17 protein-coding genes are annotated in these 19166 nt (G+C 72.0%); 7 read left to right on the plus strand and 10 right to left on the minus strand.

Annotation, left to right across the window (positions count from 1 at the left end):
* Positions 1-145: 145 nt before the first annotated feature.
* From ACYVK5_RS20845 to ACYVK5_RS20870, 6 genes are all read left to right on the plus strand, one after another.
* Positions 146-1810: a cation:proton antiporter domain-containing protein gene (locus tag ACYVK5_RS20845; protein WP_460707899.1), complete on the plus strand. Its 1665-nt coding sequence runs from the start codon at positions 146-148 to the stop codon at positions 1808-1810.
* A gap of 112 nt (positions 1811-1922) precedes the next feature.
* A complete protein-coding gene (locus ACYVK5_RS20850) occupies positions 1923-2813 on the plus strand; it encodes a ComF family protein (protein ID WP_460707900.1) in 891 nt (296 codons plus the stop codon).
* A 209-nt stretch (positions 2814-3022) separates the two neighbouring features.
* Positions 3023-3667: a ribosome hibernation-promoting factor, HPF/YfiA family gene (hpf, locus tag ACYVK5_RS20855; protein WP_460707901.1), complete on the plus strand. Its 645-nt coding sequence runs from the start codon at positions 3023-3025 to the stop codon at positions 3665-3667.
* A 111-nt stretch (positions 3668-3778) separates the two neighbouring features.
* Positions 3779-4459: an MtrAB system response regulator MtrA gene (gene mtrA, locus ACYVK5_RS20860; RefSeq protein WP_460707902.1), complete on the plus strand. Its 681-nt coding sequence runs from the start codon at positions 3779-3781 to the stop codon at positions 4457-4459.
* Positions 4459-6192, plus strand: a complete 1734-nt coding sequence (gene mtrB, locus ACYVK5_RS20865) for an MtrAB system histidine kinase MtrB (protein WP_460707903.1) — start codon at positions 4459-4461, stop codon at positions 6190-6192. The genes mtrA and mtrB overlap by 1 nt, the downstream gene beginning before the upstream one ends.
* Positions 6192-7949 carry an LpqB family beta-propeller domain-containing protein gene (locus ACYVK5_RS20870; protein ID WP_460707904.1) on the plus strand — a complete coding sequence of 586 codons (1758 nt, stop codon included), beginning with the start codon at positions 6192-6194 and terminating at the stop codon, positions 7947-7949. The genes mtrB and ACYVK5_RS20870 overlap by 1 nt, the downstream gene beginning before the upstream one ends.
* Positions 7950-7988: 39 nt before the next feature.
* Here the strand turns inward: ACYVK5_RS20870 and ACYVK5_RS20875 are convergent, their stop codons facing one another.
* The 6 genes from ACYVK5_RS20875 to ACYVK5_RS20900 all read right to left on the minus strand — a co-directional run bounded on the left by ACYVK5_RS20875 (position 7989) and on the right by ACYVK5_RS20900 (position 14787).
* The gene (locus ACYVK5_RS20875; protein WP_460707905.1) at positions 7989-9320 is read right to left on the minus strand and encodes a DUF58 domain-containing protein; all 1332 of its coding nucleotides are present in this window, start codon (positions 9318-9320) and stop codon (positions 7989-7991) included.
* Between the two features lie 10 nt (positions 9321-9330).
* Positions 9331-10419, minus strand: a complete 1089-nt coding sequence (locus ACYVK5_RS20880) for an AAA family ATPase (protein ID WP_460707906.1) — start codon at positions 10417-10419, stop codon at positions 9331-9333.
* Entirely contained in the window at positions 10416-11708 is a 1293-nt protein-coding gene (locus tag ACYVK5_RS20885; RefSeq protein ID WP_460707907.1) for a DUF4350 domain-containing protein, read from the minus strand. Before ACYVK5_RS20885 ends, ACYVK5_RS20880 begins: the two co-directional genes overlap by 4 nt.
* Before the next feature lie 2 nt (positions 11709-11710).
* Positions 11711-12478, minus strand: coding sequence for a DUF4129 domain-containing protein (locus ACYVK5_RS20890; RefSeq protein WP_460707908.1), 768 nt, complete (start codon positions 12476-12478; stop codon positions 11711-11713).
* 8 nt (positions 12479-12486) lie between these two features.
* On the minus strand, positions 12487-13701 hold the full coding sequence (locus ACYVK5_RS20895) for a glycerophosphoryl diester phosphodiesterase membrane domain-containing protein (protein WP_460707909.1): 1215 nt from the start codon (positions 13699-13701) through the stop codon (positions 12487-12489).
* A gap of 246 nt (positions 13702-13947) precedes the next feature.
* Positions 13948-14787, minus strand: a complete 840-nt coding sequence (locus ACYVK5_RS20900) for an RDD family protein (protein ID WP_460707910.1) — start codon at positions 14785-14787, stop codon at positions 13948-13950.
* A gap of 93 nt (positions 14788-14880) precedes the next feature.
* Here ACYVK5_RS20900 and ACYVK5_RS20905 point away from each other — a divergent pair, with 93 nt between their 5' ends.
* On the plus strand, positions 14881-15870 hold the full coding sequence (locus ACYVK5_RS20905; RefSeq protein WP_460707911.1) for a stage II sporulation protein M: 990 nt from the start codon (positions 14881-14883) through the stop codon (positions 15868-15870).
* A 188-nt stretch (positions 15871-16058) separates the two neighbouring features.
* Here the strand turns inward: ACYVK5_RS20905 and ACYVK5_RS20910 are convergent, their stop codons facing one another.
* The 4 genes from ACYVK5_RS20910 to ACYVK5_RS20925 form a co-directional block, all read right to left on the minus strand.
* Entirely contained in the window at positions 16059-16436 is a 378-nt protein-coding gene (locus tag ACYVK5_RS20910; protein ID WP_460707912.1) for a hypothetical protein, read from the minus strand.
* Positions 16437-16686: 250 nt separating this feature from the next.
* Positions 16687-16944: a hypothetical protein gene (locus ACYVK5_RS20915; RefSeq protein WP_460707913.1), complete on the minus strand. Its 258-nt coding sequence runs from the start codon at positions 16942-16944 to the stop codon at positions 16687-16689.
* Positions 16941-17849, minus strand: coding sequence for an HAD family hydrolase (locus ACYVK5_RS20920; RefSeq protein ID WP_460707914.1), 909 nt, complete (start codon positions 17847-17849; stop codon positions 16941-16943). Before ACYVK5_RS20920 ends, ACYVK5_RS20915 begins: the two co-directional genes overlap by 4 nt.
* Before the next feature lie 271 nt (positions 17850-18120).
* Positions 18121-18951 carry an HAD family hydrolase gene (locus tag ACYVK5_RS20925; RefSeq protein ID WP_460707915.1) on the minus strand — a complete coding sequence of 277 codons (831 nt, stop codon included), beginning with the start codon at positions 18949-18951 and terminating at the stop codon, positions 18121-18123.
* Positions 18952-19166: the final 215 nt, after the last annotated feature.

Genomic DNA, 19166 nt, shown 5'->3' on the forward strand with positions numbered 1-19166 from the left:
GTGGGGCGGCGACAGGGCGGGGCGGGGCAGGACCGGTGGGCCGGGCCGATGTCAGGAGCCCGCCGACGCCGGCCGTCGCGTCACCCCTATCGTCGCGACATCGCGACGACCACCCCACGAAACGTTTCCCCCTTACGATCGGCCCATGGTGACCGCGGCAACGTTCCTGCTCGTCACGACCGCGCTGGGCCTGGGCGCCTACCTGCTCCGCCTCCCGCCGCTCGTGGGCTTCCTGATCGCCGGTTTCGTGCTGCACGCGGCGGGGTTCGCCGAGCCCGCCTACCTGGGGACGATCGCCGAGCTCGGGGTCACGCTGCTGCTGTTCGGCATCGGGCTCAAGCTGGACCTGCGTTCCCTGCTGCGCAAGGAGGTGTGGCTCACCACGGCCGCCCACCTGGTCGTGAGCGTCGCCATCGCCGTCGGCTTCCTCGGGGCACTCAGCAGCGTCGGCCTGTCGCTCCTGGTGGACAAGGATCTGCGCACCCTCGCGCTCATCGGTCTCGCGCTCTCATTCTCTTCGACCGTCTTCGTCGTGAAGGTGCTCGACGGCCGTTCCGACCAGCGCGCCCTGTACGGACGCATCGCCATCGGCGTGCTGATCATGCAGGACCTCATCGCGGTCGTCTTCGTGTCCGTCACCGCCGACGAGCCGCCGAGCCCCTGGGCCTTCGCCCTGGTGCTGCTCGTCCCGGGCGCGTGGCTGCTGCGCAAGGCCTGGTCCCACATGGGTCACGGCGAGCTGCAGGCGCTGTTCGGCATCGCCGTCGCACTCGGCCCGGGCTACGCGCTGTTCGAGCTCGTCGGGCTCAAGGGCGATCTCGGCGCGCTGGTCATGGGTGCCCTCCTCGCCGGGCACGCGAGCAGCACCGAGCTCAGCCGCAACCTCTTCACCCTCAAGGAGCTGCTGCTCGTCGGCTTCTTCGTGTCCATCGGCTTCGCGGGCGAGCCCAGCGGCACGACGATCGTCGTCGGACTCCTCGTGCTGCTCATGCTCCCGCTGCAGGGGCTCGCCACCGCACTGCTGCTACGCCTCATGCACCTGCGCAAGCGCACGGCGATCCTCACCGGACTCGTCCTGACCAACTACTCCGAGTTCGGGCTCATCGTCGTGGCGGTCGGCGCGGAGGCCGGGCTCCTGGACGAGGACTGGGTGGTCGTCCTCGCGGTGGCCGTCGCGATCAGCTTCGTCCTCGCCTCCGCCATGAACACCCGCGGCAACGAGATCGCCATCGCACTCGCCAGCCGGTTCCCCTCCAAGCCGAACGACTGGTTGCACCGTGAGGAGCGCCTCATCGACGTGTCGGGCGCGGAGGCGCTCGTGCTCGGCATGGGACGCATCGGCCGGGGGGCGTTCCGACAGCTCGCCGACGACTACGGCATGAACGTGGTCGGCGTCGAGCACGACCCCGAACGCGTCGCCGCACTGCGGGCCGATGGCTACACCGTGGTCCAGGCCGACGCCACGGACATCGAGTTCTGGGGACGCGTGCGCAGTACCGGCAACGTCCGCCTGGCGATCCTGGCCATGCCCTTCCACCAGGCCAACCTCATCGCCCTCGGCCAGCTGCGGGCCGGTGAGTTCGACGGCACGGTCGCGGCCGTGGCCAGGTACGACGACGACGTCGCCGAGCTGGAGCGACACGGCGCCGACGCAGTCTTCCATCTCTACGGCACGGCCGGGCTGGCCCTCGCGGACCACGCGGCCGAGGCGGCGCTCGGCTACGGAGCGGCCGAGGAGCGGCGTGACGCGCAGGCCGAGGCGCGCCGCGAGCCCGACGACGACGGGGCCGGCCGGCGCACGGGGGCGTAGGAGGAGGTCGCGCGGGTAGGCGGGCCTACCGGCGCGGCCTCCGCGAGGTCGCGGTCTCGTTCACCCTGTGGACAACCGGCGCGCCGGCATGCGCCGGTGCAGGCTGGTCGCCATGCCCCCGTCCAGCTCCGCGCCCCGCGGCGCGACCGCCACGTCGCCGCCCGCCGCACTCCGCCCGTTCGCCGATCTCACCCGGCTGCTGCTCCCGGTCGCCTGCCCGTGCGGCGACCCCGACGTGCGGTGGTGCGCGCGATGCGCGGAGCGGTTCGCCGGGCCCCCGGTCCGGGCCGAGCACGGAGCAGGGCGTCTCGACCGCCTCGACGGCGTGCCGCCGCTCCCGGTCTGGGCGCTGACGGAGTACACCGGGCCGGTCCGGGACGTCGTCGTGCACTGGAAGGATCGCGGACGGGCGGACCTGGACGTCCTGCTCGCCGGGGCACTGCGCCGGGCCGCACGAGACCTCGCCCCGCTGTCGGCTCCGGCGGTCGGCGCCGCACGTTCCGACGGCGCCGTGCGGGCCGCCGCGCCCGTCGGCGGAGACCTTGTCACGGCTCTCCGGCTCCCTGCCGGCGCCCGGGACGCGTCGCCTCGCACCGCGTCGACGCGTCGGGCGATCGCCGTCGTCCCCGTGCCGACGTCCGGTCCGGCCCGACGACGGCGCGGGCGTGATCCCGTCCGCGCACTGGCCGCCGCCGTCGCGCACGGGCTGCGCGACGGTGGGACGCCGGCCCGGCTCTCCCCCGTCCTGCGCCGCCGCGCCACCCGCGACCAGGTCGGACTCGGCTCCCGGGCGCGCGGACGGAATCTCGCGTCGGCGCTGCGACCGGCCCGGCGGCTCGACGGACATGTCTGCATGGTGGTCGACGACGTTCTCACGTCCGGGGCGACTCTCGCTGCGAGCGAACGCGCACTCGAAGCGGCCGGAGCGGACGTGCTCGGAGCAATTGTGCTGGCAGCGACCCCGCCACCGGATCGGGACCCGGGACGTGCGGGGGCATGCTGACGACCGGTCAGTACATGTCGTGTTGTTTACCTGCCATTGGGGCTGTCGCAAACTCAGGGTCCGGGGTTAGCCTGAGTTTCCCCGAGGGGTGCAGCAGCCCCTCGACACCGCGACGGGGGGTGATCCATCCCGGCACCGCGACAAGGTGCCCCACTCAAGGCGGAATCTGGGCGCGCAAGGCGCCCTCGACCCGAAGCGGAGATAGCAACATGGAGATCGTCGTCGTCGGCAGGCACACGGTGGTGGCGGACAAGTTCCGTCAGCAGGTGGAGGACAAGCTCTCCAAGGTCGAGCTCCTCTCTCCCACGGCCAGGCGGGTGGACGTGGAGGTCACCCACGAGAACAACCCGCGGATGGCCGAGCAGCGCGAGCGCGTGGAGCTCACGGTGCGGGCGAAGGGGCCCGTGATCAGGGCGGAGGCCGCGGCTGACGACCGCTTCGGCGCGCTCGACCTCGCGATCGACAAGCTCAACGAACGACTGCGCAGGGCACGCGACCGGCGCAAGCACCACCGGAACCACAGGCCGAACCCGCACACGACGACCCCCCGTCCGCTCGACGACGACATCCTCACGCCCCGCGACCGCCCGGAGCCGCAGGTCACGACGCCCGCGGCGCTCGCCGAACCCGGAGACTCCGTGGAGACCACGATGGGCGACTCGCCCGTCGTCATCCGGCAGAAGCTGCACCACGCCGAGGCCATGACCCTCGACGACGCCGTCTACGAGATGGAGATGGTGGGCCACGACTTCTACCTCTTCATCGACAAGGAGACCGCGCGCCCGTCCGTCCTCTACAAGCGCAAGGGGTGGTCGTTCGGCGTGATCCAGCTCGACGACGCCTGCATCGGGTAACCGGACGTGAGGCCGCGTGGGTGGGTGTCACCACCCGCCCACGCGGGTCGCTCCGACCCCGCCGCGCGGTTTCACCCGTCGCACGCAAGTAGACCTGGCACACTGGACGACATGAAATCCCGTGTCCTGGTCGTCGATGACGACACCGCCCTCGCAGAGATGATCGGCATCGTGCTTCGGGGCGAAGGGCTCGAACCGATCTTCTGCACGGATGGGGACGAGGCCGTGCAGGCGGCTCGCATGCACCAGCCGGACCTGATCCTGCTGGACGTCATGCTGCCCGGCAAGGACGGTGTCCAGGTCTGCCGCGAGATCCGCGCCGAGTCCGGTGTCCCGATCATCATGCTCACCGCCAAGTCCGACACGGTGGACGTCGTGCTGGGCCTGGAGTCCGGGGCCGACGACTACATCTCGAAGCCGTTCAAGCCCAAGGAGCTCGTGGCCCGCGTCAAGGCGCGGCTGCGTCGCAGCGAGGATCCGGGGCCCGAGCGGCTCCAGGTGGGTGACATCGACATCGACGTCACCGGGCACACCGTCACCCGGGACGGGGAGAAGATCGCCCTGACGCCGCTGGAGTTCGACCTGCTGGTGGAGCTCGCCCGCAAGCCGTGGCAGGTCTTCACCCGCGAGGTCCTCCTCGAGCGCGTGTGGGGCTACCGGCACAGCGCCGACACGCGACTGGTGAATGTCCACGTCCAGCGCCTGCGTTCGAAGATCGAGCGCGACCCGGAGAATCCGGAGATCGTCCTGACCGTGCGCGGCGTCGGGTACAAGGCGGGTACGCCGCAATAATGCCCAGGGTCACGTCCTGGTCGCGGCGCGCCGTCGTCCGCACTCGCATCGCGGCGGTCCGCCTGGTGCGGCGGGCGGTGTACGCGTTCCGCGCCTCGCTGCGGCTGCGCATCATGACGTCGGCGCTGGCCATCGGCGTCGTGGCGGTCGCCGCGCTCGGGCTGTACCTGTCGACGTCGGTGCGTGACGGCATGGTGGAGCGCCGTCTGGAATCGATCGACAACGAGAGCGCCGCCCTGACCGTGGACGCGAACGAGCAGTTCCGGAGCTCGGCGGTCGCGGACGAGCAGCAGGCACAGCAGCTCATGGGCTCTGTGGCCCAGCGGATCATGAGCAGCGCGTCCAACGTCAAGGCCGTGTTCGTCGTCCACCCGCTCGACGCGCAGCCTCACGTCAGCGATGTGATCATCCCCGAGAGCATGGGGATCCAGCAGGGCGCCCTGCTCACCGACGACCTGCGCCGCGCCAACGCGGAGCTGCGCGAGGGAGACGGCACCGCGGCGGGCGAGCAGGTGATGCAGTTCACCGAGGTACGAGACCCGCTGGAGGCAAACGAGGCCGAGCCCGGCGTCGTCGTCGGGACGTCGCTGCAGGTGCCCCGGTTCGGCACGTACGAGATCTACTACGTGTACTCCCTGCAGGCGGAGCAGGAGACCCTGACGTTCGTGCACCGCGTGCTCGGCATCGGGGCGGCGTTCGTGCTTCTGTTGATCGGCCTGATCACCGCCCTCGTCAGCCGCCAGACCGTGGCGCCGGTGACGCGGGCCGCGGCCGTGGCCAAGCGCCTGGCGGACGGCCACCTGGACGAGCGACTCCCCGACGTCACGGGCATCGACGAGATGGCCACGCTGTCCCGGTCCTTCAACGCGATGGCCGACAGCCTGCAGCAGCAGATCCAGCAGATGGAGGAACTGTCGGCGACGCAGCGCCGGTTCGTGTCGGACGTGTCGCACGAGCTGCGCACGCCGCTCACCACGATCCGCATGGCGGGCGACGTCATCCACGCAGCGCGGGACCAGCTCAGCGCGGGCGCGAGCCGGTCCGCCGAGCTCCTCACCGAGCAGATCGAACGGTTCGAGAGTCTCCTCGCCGACCTGCTGGAGATCAGCCGGTTCGACGCCGGCGCGGCAGTGCTCGACGCCGAACGGCGCGACCTCGGCGACGTCGTCATGTCGGTGGTCCAGATGGCTCAGCCGCTCGCGGAGAACAAGAACGCCCCGCTGTCCGTGCAGCTCCCCGAAGGCGACGCCGTGGCCGACATCGATCCGCGACGGATCGAGCGCATCGTGCGCAACCTCGTGGTGAACGCGATCGAGCACTCGGAAGGGCGCCCGGTGGAGGTCACGGTGGGGCAGGACGCCAGCGCGGTGGCCGTCGTCGTGCGCGACTTCGGGGTCGGGATGACCAAGCCGGAGGTCGAGCACGTCTTCGACCGCTTCTGGCGGGCGGACCCGGCTCGCGCCCGGACCACCGGAGGGAGCGGACTCGGGCTCGCCATCGCCCAGGAGGACGCCCGCCTGCACGCCGGCCGCCTCGAGGTGTGGGGCAGGCCCGCCCGCGGCGCGAGCTTCCGGCTCACCCTGCCGCGCCGCGCCGGCATCCGGCTCGACTCGTCGCCGATCCCGCTCGTCCCCGACTCGCACGAGCCCCAGGTGACCACCGACCAGATCCCGGTCGTGCATCCGCCGACGGGTCCGTCGCCCACCACGATCCCCGACCTGGAGGTCCGCTGATGCGTACCGGACAGCTTGCCGCCGGGCTGGTGGCGGCCCTCGCACTCTTGGTCCCCCTGGCCGGCTGCGCCTCCGTGCCGGCGTCGGGACCGGTGATGTACCGCCAGGCCGACGCGAGCGCCGAGGACGCGGTCGGCTTCATCCCGCCGGAGCCCGCCGAGGACGCCGACCCCGCGGGACTCGTGCGATTCTTCCTGCTGGCCGCGGGATCGGGTTCGACGGCGAAGACGCAGTACGAGCAGTACGACACGGCCCGCCTCTACCTGACGGACGACGCGCGGGAGTCGTGGGCGCCGACGAAGAACGTGGTGGTCTACAAGGGCACGACCGACATCGACGTCCACGCCGACGGCCCCGATGCCGCGGACGTCACCGTCTCGGTGGACGCCGTCGCCCGCGTCGACGCGGACGGGATGTACGCCGAGGCGTCGAGCGCGGCCCCGTTCACGACGAGCTTCTCGCTGACCCGGGACGACGAGGAACAGTGGCGCATCGACGAGCTCGAGGGCGGCATCCTCGTCTCCGAGCGCCAGTTCACGAACCAGTTCAAGGCGACGCGGCTGTACTTCCCTACCCTCGATCATCAGCAGTGGGTGCCCGACCAGCGCTGGTTCCCGCGCAGCGCCTGGCGGACGAGTGCGGTCGCCGAGGTCCTGAACGGCCCGCCCACCTGGCTCCAGGACGCTGTCGACGTCGCGGCCCCGGAGGGAACGCAGCTCGCCGTCCCGACCGTGACCGACGACGAGGAGGGCGCCATCGAGGTGCGGCTCGGCAGCGACGTCGCCGACCTGGACCCCTCGGCGCTCGGGCTGCTCTTCGCACAGCTGGAGGTGACCCTGTCCGACGGCGAGGTCCGGCCCAAGATCGCGCTGTACGCCGGGGACAACCGGCTGGACGAGCCGACGATCGACGAGCCCGTCGTGCCGTCGACGCGAGGCCCGGCCATCGCGCTGGCGGGCAACGAGCTGTTCACGGTGTCCGACGACCGGCTGGCGGACCTCGATCGCTCGATCCACCTGGACGGGCTGGACCCCACGGCCATCGCGCTCGGCCCGGCCGCGACGCCCGTCGTCGTGCGGGACGGCAGGACGCGGATCGTGCGGGTCGCCGACGTCGACGACGCCACCGGCCAGCAGGAACTCCTGACGGGGAGGCGGCTCGCCGAGCCTTCCGTGGACCGCCACGGCTACGTCTGGTCGAGCGACGACCTGGGCCGTGCCGACTTCGACCCGGCGAACGACGACGGGAAGCTGCTCGTGGCGCACGAGTCGGGCGCCCGGCACGACCGCAGCCCGGAATGGCTGAGCGGCCGGCAGGTGATCGGCGTGCGCGTCGCTCCGGACGGCGCGCGGGTGGCGGTGGTCAGCCGCCGGGCGGGGACGACGTCGGTACACGTCGCCGCGGTGGCGCGAGGCGAGGACGGCGAACCGGAGCAACTGACCACTCCGCTGGAGGTCGCGGCCTCGGTGCCCGACGTGGTGTCCGCCCAGTGGTTCGACCAGACGGGACTCCTCCTGCTCACCCGGGACGAGGACGGCACGACCGCGATGTACGAGACCGGCGTGGGCGGTCTGGCGGACGACAGCGGGAGCACCGAGACCGTCCAGGAACTGGCCGACGTGAAGACCCTGGCCGCGGGCGTCACCGACTCCGGTGCGCTGGCCCTCACCCAGCGCGGCGACCTGTACCAGCAGCGCACCACGGGCTGGGGCGACCCGATCGCCGAGGGCATCCTCGCGGTCGCCTATCCGGGCTGACGCGCCGTCGTCGAGTGACGGCGGCGGGAGTCCTCCGGTTCAGAGCCTTCCCGCGGCCTTCAGCGCCAGGTACGTGTCCGCGAGGCGGGGCGCCAGGTCGTCCGGAAGGGCGTCCACGACTTCCGCACCGTAGCGGCGCAGCATGGTGGTCGCCGCCGTGCGTTCCAGTTCGCCGCGCACCGCCGCCGCGGCGTCGTACACCTCCGACGACGACTCACGGCCCCGCGCCATCTGGGCGACCTCCTCGTCGGCCACGGAGGCCACGACGACCTGGTGGTTGCGCGTGAGCTGGTCGACGACGGGCAGCAGGCCGTTCTCGACCGCCGCCGGGTCGAGCGTCGTGAGCAGCACGACGAGCGCCCGCTGGGACATCCGCTCGCGCACCTGCCCGACCACGCCCGGCCAGTCGGTCTCCAGCAGGACGGGCCCGACCACGCTCAGCGCCTCGGCCATGGCGGGCATGAGCCGCGGCCCGGCCGCACCCTGCACCCGGGCCCGGACGGCGCGATCGTAGGCGACGAGCTCGACACGATCCCCCGCCCGGCTCGCCAGCGCCGACAGCAGCAACGCCGCCTCGATGCTGGCGTCCACACGCGGGGCGCCGATCTGGCTGCCCACCGCGCCGACCCGGGCGGCCGACGTGCGGCCCGTGTCCAGCACGATGAGGACGCGCCGGTCGCGCTCCGGCCGCCAGGTGCGGACCACGACGTCCCCCCGGCGCGCGGTGGCGCGCCAGTCGATCGAACGGACGTCGTCGCCCACCACGTACTCGCGAAGGGAGTCGAACTCCGTGCCCTCGCCGCGGACCTGCACCGCCGCCCGCCCGTCGAGCTCACGCAGGCGTGCCAGACGGGACGGCAGGTGCTTGCGGCTGGCGAACTCCGGCAGCACCCGCAGCCTGCCCGGCACCGGCAGCGTGTGCTGCCGTCCGGCGATCCCCAGCGGGCCGAGCGTGCGGACCGTGACACCGCCCGCGAGACGGTCGCCCCGCCGCATCGGCCGCAGGGGCGTGGTCAGGCGGGTCGCCTCCTGATGAGGCAGGTCGACGGCGTGCCGGCCCGGACCGCCCGCGACGGAACCGGCGCCGGCACCCGCCGAAGGCGGCCACGCGTCCCGGACCACGCCGCGCAGTCGGCGCCCGGACATGTTCCGGACCACCAGCTCCGACGTCGTCCGCTCACCCAGCCGGACCGACGCCGGGACGCGCCGCTGGACCTCGACACGGCGCGCCGAGGCCGCCAGCGCGACATCCACCCAGCAGACGAGGACCACGAGCAGCATCCAGGCGACGACGGTCCCGGCGCTCGGCCAGAGCAGTACCGGAATCACGCCTGCCGCCATGAGGGCGGCCGCTCGCCAGGTCAGGGCCATACGCCCCGCCTCAGCGGGGTACCGGCACGGAGGCCAGCACCGTGTCGAGCACGCCCTCGGCCGTCACGCCCTCGAGCTCGGCCTCCGCCCGCAGCTGGACGCGGTGCCGCAGCGTCGGGTGGGCGAGCGCCTTGACGTCGTCGGGGGTCACGAACGAGCGGCCGGACAGCCAGGCCCACGCGCGCGACGTGCGCAGGAGCGCTGTCGCTCCGCGCGGCGAGACGCCGAGCGAGAGCGACGGCGAGTAGCGCGTGGCGCGGCACACGTCGACGGCGTAGCCGAGGACCTCGCGGGAGACCTGCACCTGGCTCACCTCGGCGCGGGCACGGGCGAGCACGTCGGCGTCGGCCACCGGTTCGAGGCCGGCGCCCCGCAGGTCGCGGGGGTCGAAACCGGCCGCGTGCCGGGCGAGCACCTCGATCTCCTCGTCGCGCTCGGGGAGCGGCAGGACCAGCTTGAGGAGGAACCGGTCGAGCTGTGCCTCGGGCAACGGGTAGGTGCCCTCGTACTCGACGGGGTTCTGCGTGGCGATGACGACGAACGGGTCCGGCAGCATGCGTGGCGTGCCGTCCACCGAGACCTGCCGTTCCTCCATCGCCTCGAGCAACGACGCCTGGGTCTTGGGCGGCGTCCGGTTGATCTCGTCCGCGAGCATCAGGTTCGTGAACACCGGGCCCTCGCGGAACGAGAACTGTGCCGTGTTGGCGTCGTACACGAGGGACCCCGTCACGTCGCCCGGCATGAGGTCGGGGGTGAACTGCACGCGCTTGGTGTCGAGGGAGAGTGCCGCCGCGAGCGAGCGCACCAGCAGCGTCTTGGCGACGCCGGGCACGCCTTCCAGGAGCACGTGCCCCTGGCAGAGCAGCGCGATGAGCAGGCTGGTCACGGCGGAGTCCTGGCCGACGACGGACTTCCCCACCTCGGCGCGCACGCCGGCCAGGGCCGACCGGAGACTCTGCGACGGCGTGGGCGGCTGCGGCGTGGGCGGCTGCGGGGCAGGCGGCTGCGGGGCGGCGTCGGGCTGTGCGATGTCGGGCCGCGCGGCGGGCTCCGAGGCGGCGCCGGGCTCCGGCCGCCGGGTGTACACGGGTTCGGTCACGATCGGTGGACCTCGCTCTCCAGGTTGTCGAGACTCCGGGCAAGCTCGGTGAACTCGCCGTCGTCGGTGGGCGGGGGCCCGTACAGCAGGTGCGCCACCTCTTCGGTGGATCGGTGCGTGGCGGCCGCCACGGCGTCGGTGACGGCCGTCGCGTCGGCCGACCGGGCCAGGCCCAGCCGCTGCGCCATGCGGTGCGCCGCGGAGGCCCGCAGCCCTGCCGCCGCATGGCCGCGCGCACGTACCGCACGGTACAGGCGGGCGCGGCCCCGCATCGTCTCGGCCGACCGCACGAGCACGGGCAGGGGCTCCGTCACGAGCGGGCCGAGGCGCCGAGCGCGCCAGATCACGAGCACCAGGCCGGTGAGCAGCAGCACCCAGACCACGGGCCCGGCGGCCGGAGGCAGCACGCTCCAGCTGCCGGCCTCGGGACGCGGCGCTCGACCGTCGTCGCCGCTCTCCTCGCCGCCGCCCTCGCTGCCGGTCGAGCCTCCGGGCGGCCCGTCCATCATCGTGGCGTCGAACAGGTCGGGGACGAACCAGGTCAGTTCGTCGTGCGCGCCCAGGGTCCACAGCGCGAGCGTCGCGTTGCCGCCGTTGAGCACGGTGTCGTTGCGGATCAGGGACGGGTCATGGATCACGTGTACCCACCGGCCGTCGACCTGCAGTCGCACGTAGGCGTGCCCGTCGCCACCGGGGGCCGGCCAGCAGCTGTCGGCGGTGCCCTCCATGACGGTCAGCCCGGCGTCGAGGCGGACGTTCTGCGCGGCCTGGGCGGCCGGCGCGTCGCACTGCGGGCCCTCCGTGGCAGCCGGTCCGGCGTACCACGTCTCGACGCGGCCGTCGGTGAAGGCGTCCAGGAGCTCGAAGTCCGGTGCGAGCAGCACGACGTCGGACTCGATCGCGGCGAGCGCCTCGATCTGTCCCGGCTCGAAGTAGGAGAGATGCGGGGCGACGAGCAGCGTCTCCCCCGCCGATGCGCCGTCGAAGGCGTCCCGGACGGTGCGTACCTCGTTCACTGTCACCCCGTGGTCCGCGAGGACCTCCGAGACGGCGCGCCCGCCGTCGTCGTCCGGGTTGCCGGCGGAGTACGGGGTGTCCGATCCCACGGGCCGCGTGAAGGCCAGGACGAGGACGAACAGGCCGAGCGCGGCCACGACGAGCGCGATCCATCCCACCGTCTTCCACGAGAAGCCGCGCCGTGCGGGGCGTCCGACGACGACGGGTGCGTCGGCCCCGGATCTGCCTTCCGTCCGCGGCCCGGCGGGAGAGGACGGGGCAGTGTGCGTCATGGTCACGGAGCGTCCACTCCCCGCGAGGAAGCGTCGGGCCGGCCCGCCGTGGGCGGAGCGGCGGCGGTCTCGGCAGAGGCCGCTTCGGCGGTGACGGCTTCGGCGGTGGCGCCGACGGACGCCGGGGCGCCGGTGCCTTCGGCGGTGGCGGTTGGTTCCTTGCGCTCCACCCGTGCCGCGGTGACGGCGTCGTCGAGCCCGCGCATGGCGGTGTCGTCGGATGCGGAGGCGCCGAGGCTGCCGTACTCGACCTGGTCGAAGAGCCCGGCGGCGAGGTGGAGCCGGGCGGCGAGGCCGGGCAGCCGCACGCCGATGTCGTTCGCGGCCTCCTGGGCCGTCCTCCCGGGACGCTGGTCGATGACGGCGCGCTCCTCGCAGGATCGGACCACGGCCCGGTAGCGCTCCACCACGGCCTCCGACCAGTCGCCGGAACGTGCCGCGGAGTCGGCGGCGGCGCGCATCTGCGCGGCGGTGCGCGCGTCGTCCTTCTCCACCACGATCGCGGAGCCCTTGATCCGATGCTCCCGGCGGACCGGGCCGGCCACGAGCCACGCGAGCACCAGCACGAGGAGCACGACACCGACGATCACGATCGCGAGCTGTGTCGTGGCCAGCCCGGCGTTCGGGACGTCCAGGCCCTGGAACCACTCCGCGATCGCGTCGACGAGACGCTGGAGCAGACTTTCCCGCTCGGCGTACTCCGCTCGCTGCAGCTCGGTGCGGAGCCAGTCGTGCGCCTCCTCACGGCCGGGCTCGACCGGAGGCTCCATCCGTGGCGTCATCGGTCCGCCGCGGCCGCCGCGAGCTGGACGTCCAGGCCCTCACGACGCATCCGTGTGTCGATGTAGAGCAGGGCGACGACGGCTCCCATGAAGATCGTCTGCACCAGCACCGCGACCAGGGACGTGAGTGCGACACCGATCTGCACGATGACGGGATCGGCCATGACCGACGCGAAGCCGAGCCCGTACGAGACAGGCGCGCTGATGATCTGGCTCAGGAACCAGAGGATGAGGTACGTGAGCAGGTAGATGCCGAGCATGCGCCAGAAGACGCCACGCGTCAGCCGCCAGCCGCGCACCACCGTGGCCCAGAAACCCTGGCGTTCGAGCACGATCGCCGGTGCCATGAGCAGCGTCCGGACCATGAACCAGATGACGAAGACCAGGTAGCCCGCGAGCCCCAGGAAGATGCCGGCCACGCCGAAGCCCGTATCGAGCGCGAACATGCCGGCCACCAGAGCCACCGTGACGGTCAGGAACACGAAGACGGCGATGCCCTGCAGCAGCCCGAGGGCGACGAGGAACCACCAGCGCGGGCCGACGCGGCGCCAGGTCTCGCTCATGGAGACCTTCTTGTCGATGGCCGACTCGCTGACGGACAGGGCGACGCCGCCCATGGCCAGGGGGGTCGCCAGCGACAGGGTGATCAGGGTGCCGAACGTCACTCCGTACAGCCCTGGGATCAGCCCGCTCATCTGGCCGAAGGCGGCGGCGTCAGCCGGGTCCGCCGTCTCGGCCGCCACCACGTCCTCGAGCTGGCCCCACAGGTCGGCGAAGATCGTGGTGAGCGGCAGGCTGAGCACCCCGCCGACCGCGGCGGCGACCGCCAGCACGATCGTGGTGAAGCCCAGGACCACGCCCGGGTTGTGCCGCACCGCCTGGAAGGCGCCGTCGTAGATCTCCCCGAGCGAGAGCGGGCGCAGCGGGATGATGCCTGGCTTGTCGGCGATCGGTGGCAGCGGGCCTGGCAGGTCCCCGTTCCCGGGACCCGGCTGCTGACCGTACGGCGCCTGCCCGTACTGCGCCTGTCCGTACTGGCTCTGCCCGTACTGGGGCGCCGACTGCGGCGACGCCGCTCCGGTGCCCGGCACGCCGGGCGCCTGCTGGCCGGGGCCATACCCCGGCGCGTACTGGCCGTAGCGCGGCGGTTCGCCCCACCCGTTGGGGGCGGGCGTGCCCGAACCGCCGTCGGGGCTGGCTGGCGTCGTCACAGGCGTGTCTCCCGGGTGTTCGTGGGCTTCCAGCACACCACGGCATGTCGTTCGGTGCGCAGTCGCCACCCTAGCGCGACACTCCGACACGACGGACAGGAACGCGCGACCGGCCGCAGCTCCCGTCCGCAAACTCGGGCCGGAGGAACTCGTGCCGGGCAATTCCTCTCGGTCGTTCCGTCCGGGGCACCGGACACCGGCCGGGGTGGTGGCCCGGGAACCGGACCGGGTTGCCCTCGGAAGCGATCAGTCCCGCAGGTCCGGAACCGCGTACGGCAGGCGGTGCAACAGGCTCGCGTGCTCGTCGGCGCGCGACTGCCGCCGGCTCGCCGCGTCCTCCTCCCGCAACCGCCGCTCCGCCAGCACGGCGTGCAGGAACGCCTCCGGATGCGTTCCTGCGGGCGGCCCGGGCGCGACGTACGGCTCGATGCGGCCGGCCAGGTCGTCCGCGAGGCGGAGGCGGGACTGCGGCGCCAGCTTGTGCGCCCGGCCGAGGAACTGCCGGGCCGCGAGCGCCAGCCCGTCGGGCAGCCGGCGCATGTCGGTGGTGTCCGCCCATCCCGCCAGCTCGGGCGGCATGACCACGGGGGCCGACGGCGGATGCCCGCCCCGCACGCGCACCACGTAGGTGCCGGCGCCCAGGTCACCCAGACGCTTGCCGCGGCGGTTGATCAGTGAGGTGAGTGCCGCCGGGAACGCCATGACGAGCGGGTTGAGCTCGATGACACCGACGAGTGCGCGGACGAAGGCGTGCCGGAAGCGGATCGGGCCGCCGTCGTCCCTGACCACGCGGATGCCCGCGGCGAACTTGCCTAGCGACCATCCGCGCGTCAGCGTCTCGACGGTCGTGGGAATGCCGACCCACAGGGCGACGACGAAGAGCACCTGGGCGATCATCAGGATCTCGATCCCGGATTCGCCGGCCAGGAACTGGTCGAAGATCCACTCCGATGCGACCCAGAAGAGCAGGATCACGACGATCACGATCACGATCACGTCCAGCAGGAAGGCGAGGGATCGCGAGAGGATCCCCGCCGGGCGCGCGTCGAGGAGCACTCCCTCGCCGATGACGATGCCGTCGTGCACGTGATCTCCTTGCTGACGCTGTCCTGGCCGGGGGCTGTCCTGTGCCAGGACAAAATCTAGGGGATGGCCCGGGCGTGGGGCAGACTATCGGCCGTGGACATCGATGCCTTCACCGCCGTGCACTCGAAGGAGTGGGACCGCCTCGCGCATCTCGCCCGGCGACGGCGCCTGGACGGCGCCGAGGCGGACGAGCTGGTGCGGCTCTACCAGGCCGTGGCGACGCACCTGTCCACGGTGCGGTCCGCCGCGCCGGATCCGGCGGTGGTGACGCGGCTGTCCGAACTGCTGGTCCGGGCCCGTTCGAGGATCGCCGGCTCGCACGAGCCGGCGTGGCGCGGCGTCGTGCGGTTCGCGGTGGTCACGGCGCCCGCGGCGCTGTACCGGATCCGGTGGTGGACGCATGCGGTCACTGCGGCGGCCCTCCTCATCGCCGTCGTCGTGGGCGTGAACGTGGCGACCGACCCCGAGGCGCTGCGCGCCATGGGCCCGCCGTCGGACCAGGAGCGGTACGTCAACGGGGAGTTCGCGGAGTACTACGACCCCGGCGCGGGGTTCGCGGGCTTGGTGTGGACCAACAACTTCTGGATCGCGTTGCGGTGCATCGGCGGAGGTATCACGGGGATCGTCCCGTTGCTCGTGCTGTGGGAGAACTCGGTGCTGGTCGGCTCTATCGGCGGGATGATGGCCGCGCACGGCGAGCTCGACACGTTCCTCATGCTGATCGCCCCGCACGGCCTGCTCGAGCTGACGGCGATCTTCGTGGCCGGGGCCGCCGGCCTGCGGTTCTTCTGGTCGTGGATCGATCCCGGCCCGCTCAAGCGCTCGACCTCCCTGGCACGTGAGGGGCGTTCCCTCATCACCGCTGGTCTCTCCCTCGTGGTGGTGCTCGGCGTCTCCGGCGTGGTCGAGGGCTTCGTGACCGGGTCGTCGATGCTCTGGTGGCTGAAGATCGTCGTCGGGGCGATCGCACTCGCGGCCTTCTGGGCGTACGTGTACGTCCTCGGCGGGCGTGCCGTGCGCGACGGCGAGACGGGTGACCTCTCTGCCGACGAGGCGGGCGCCTACGCGGTGACCGCGGGCTGACCCGCCGAACCCGAGGTGTTGCGGTGGCATCGGCCCGTAGCAGGCCAGGGGCTCGGGGCGTGGCCTCTGGCCTGCTACGGGGTCACCCGCCAGGGGGTGGCGGGCTTGCGGCCGGACGCCATGCAAGGAGGTGCAGGAAGGGAAAGGGACTTCCTGGGGGTGCGCGTCCGACCGCAAGTTCTCGGGGATCACCTGGGATGTCGCTCGGCCAGGTGTTTGGCGTGTCTGCCTCGGGCGGCATCGAAGTCGCGGCGTGGCATCACCGTCTCAAGCGCTCCACGGACTGGGGCGCTCGGGGCGCCGAGCACGACGCATGCCGCGCCGACGCTGGCGAGTTCCTTCTCCAGCTTCTTACGGGCGGCGGACAGGAGCGCGTCGCCGGGCAGGATCACGACCTCGGCGCTCTGGTCCATGGCGTGTTTGGTGAGCTGGCTGATCGTGGCGGCATCACACCCGTCCTGGACTACATGCGCCAGCAGGTAGCCGTGGTTGCGTGCGTGGGTTTGCACGACGGCGAGCTGCGTGGCGTCGCGGGCGTAGCCGACTGCGACAGCGTTGGAGGCCATGGTCATCCCTTCCAGAAGCGAGTGAGCGACCGAGCGTGTGGTCGTGGGATTCTGCGTAGCCCGGCACGTGAAGGTGTTGCGGCCGAGCGGGTCGGTGTCTTGAACAGCACGGCCACGGGCGCCGGAGTCGTGCTGGAGACAGCCGGGGCCGGTCATGCTCGGCATGCCAGGTCTCACCGCCGTACCTGTGCCGCCCACCGCGCGCCCAGCAGGACGGCGAGCAGGACGACGTACCCGATCAGGGCCCACGTCATGGCGTCGCCTCGTCCACGGGCTCCAACTCGTGGGGTGCCAGGAGTGCGCGGTCGAACCCGCCGCGATCGATGTGCACACGCACCTCCCACGCACCCGGCAGGTCGACCTCTACCACCATCCCGGTCGCGCCCAGCAGCAGGCGCGGACCATCCACCACCCGCACCCGGTCACCCACCCGCCACTGTTGCGGGAGTCGCGCGGGGTGACCCGTCTCTTCTGCCGCGAAGTCTTCCTCGCCCTCGAAGACACTCATCGCGCACCCGCCCCCGTCTCGACCGGCAACTGCTCGGACTTCCGGGTGGACAGCGTCAAAGTGTCCAACGCGGTAGCCGCGCCATGGTGATCGATCGAGCCGGTGATGTAGTCCGCGGCATCCTTGACCTGCTGGGGCGCGCCGCCCATGGCGAACCCGTGCCGGACCTGATGCAGCAGCCGGATATCGTTGGCGCCGTCGCCAATCGCGGCGGTGTCATCGGGATGGATGCCCCACCGGTGGCGCAGCGCGTTGGCCTCGGTAGCCTTGGACAGCCCACGCTGGGTAATGTCCAGCCAATCGGCGGCAGCCGGAGTCGCGGTGTACCCAGCTCCCTCGATTTGCGGAGCGAACGCCGCGATGCCAGGAGCGTGCACGACGGCGCGCGTGGTGTGCTCCGACCACAACACACGCTCGTCCACGACATGCTGCAGCCCGGTCAACCGGCCCGTCGCGAACGGCTTGTTGACGCGCCACCCGACCCCGACCTGCTCGACGGCCATGCTGACCTGCGGAGCCACCGCCATCCCGATCGTGAACGCGGCCCAGGGGTCGAACACCCGCTTGCGCACGATCTGGAACGGGCGACGACGGTTCCCGGTCAGTTCGGCGGTGATGGCGCCGTTGGAGGCGATGAACACACTGCCCTTGCCCAGTCCCAGGAGTTCCGCGATCGGCACGACACCCAGCGCAGACCGGCCCGTGCATAGCACCACCTTGATGCCCCTCCCGATCGCCGCACCCACCGCCCGACGCGTCGGCTCCGGCACGACATCGCCCCCGTGACGGACGATCGTGCCGTCGAGATCGACGAAGACAACTCCCACCGGGCGGTGGTGCGCGGCTGGCCTATGAAATGCGGACTCCTGCGGGACGCTCGTCATGTCGTGCTGGGGCTTGCTCATGGTCTGTCCTCTCTACGTGCCCGCGACACCGCGGCCCGGGCGCAGGTGCTGCCGTTGATGGGATCCGGCTCGACCGGGCGAGCCGATTTTGTCGACGGGGCTGTGTCGACAGCCGGATCGTCGCCGGCCCGCCTCAGCCCGTTGGGGCTCTACCGGCCCGGGACATGTCTGGGAGATTCCGGACCGGGAGAGGTTCGAGAGCCCGCCGGGATGCGCCTCCTCGGCAGGCAGGACTGGTCGTCGTCGCGCTGCGGCTGGTCGGCGGTGGAATTCATCTGGGCGCTCCGGTGGGCGTGAACACGCGCACGGCGGACACGGAGTCCAGCTCGTCCACGAGGCTGTTCGTGTCGGAGGGGTCGAGTACCTCGTCCGCGGTTGTCTGTACGCTCTCGGCGGCATCGGAGGTCACGACGCGGCGCCCGGCCCACCGGACCGCGTCTGCGTCCTGGCCGATGTAGGTAGTGCGGCCCGCCACGACTCTGACCTGGGTGCGCGCTGTCTCCAGCGCGGCCGCCATTGAAGCGTGCGTGGGCCGCAGGTCCAGCCAGTCCCCGGGATGTAGCCAGTCCCGAGCCGTGACGGCCACGCCGAACCGGTTTACCTGCTCGGTCAGCTCCGAGACCGAGACCCCGTGAACGACGGCGTGGGGAGTCGGCCGGGTCCACACATCCTCGCGGGCGCGCGCCACCGGCTGTCTCCCGTCCAGCGCTCGTTCGGGGAACGGCGCGGTCACGTAGTAGCCACGGCCCACGACCTCACACGCGGTGCGTACGGTGGGCCGCATCGCGGCCACGTGCCGCAGCGCCGGTGCGGGATCGAAGGTGATCACATCCTCGACCTGCACGTCCTGGTGCGTGAACGAGGCAACCACCGTGGCACCCGAGCAGATCACTCGACCGCGACTCAGCCCGAGCTGCCGTATGACCGAACCGGTGCCGGCCAGAGACCGCTGGCTGACCAGTGCAAGATGATGGCCCGCCGTCTCCACGCGCCGGACCGCGGCAGCGATCTCGGGCGGGATTGCGCCGTCACGGACCAGCACTTCGCCGATGTCCACCACGACGAGCCTCGCCGCTATCGTCACGGTCTGGTTGGCCACCATCGTGCTCTCCTTGCGTCTGCATCCACTGGGGTGGTGTGGGCTGTCGGGATGCGCGGGCGTTGGTACTGCCGGTACCGGGCCGGGTGCTGCAAAGCCGTTGGCCTGGTGGTGATCCAGCACATCGCAGGCCGGGAGCGATTGACACAGCGTCCCGGCCGCGTTCAGGCCGCGCTTCTGCGGCAGAAATGCCGCATCCGGTCTGCGGCTTCTGTGAC

The organism is Myceligenerans halotolerans (genome assembly GCF_054782975.1).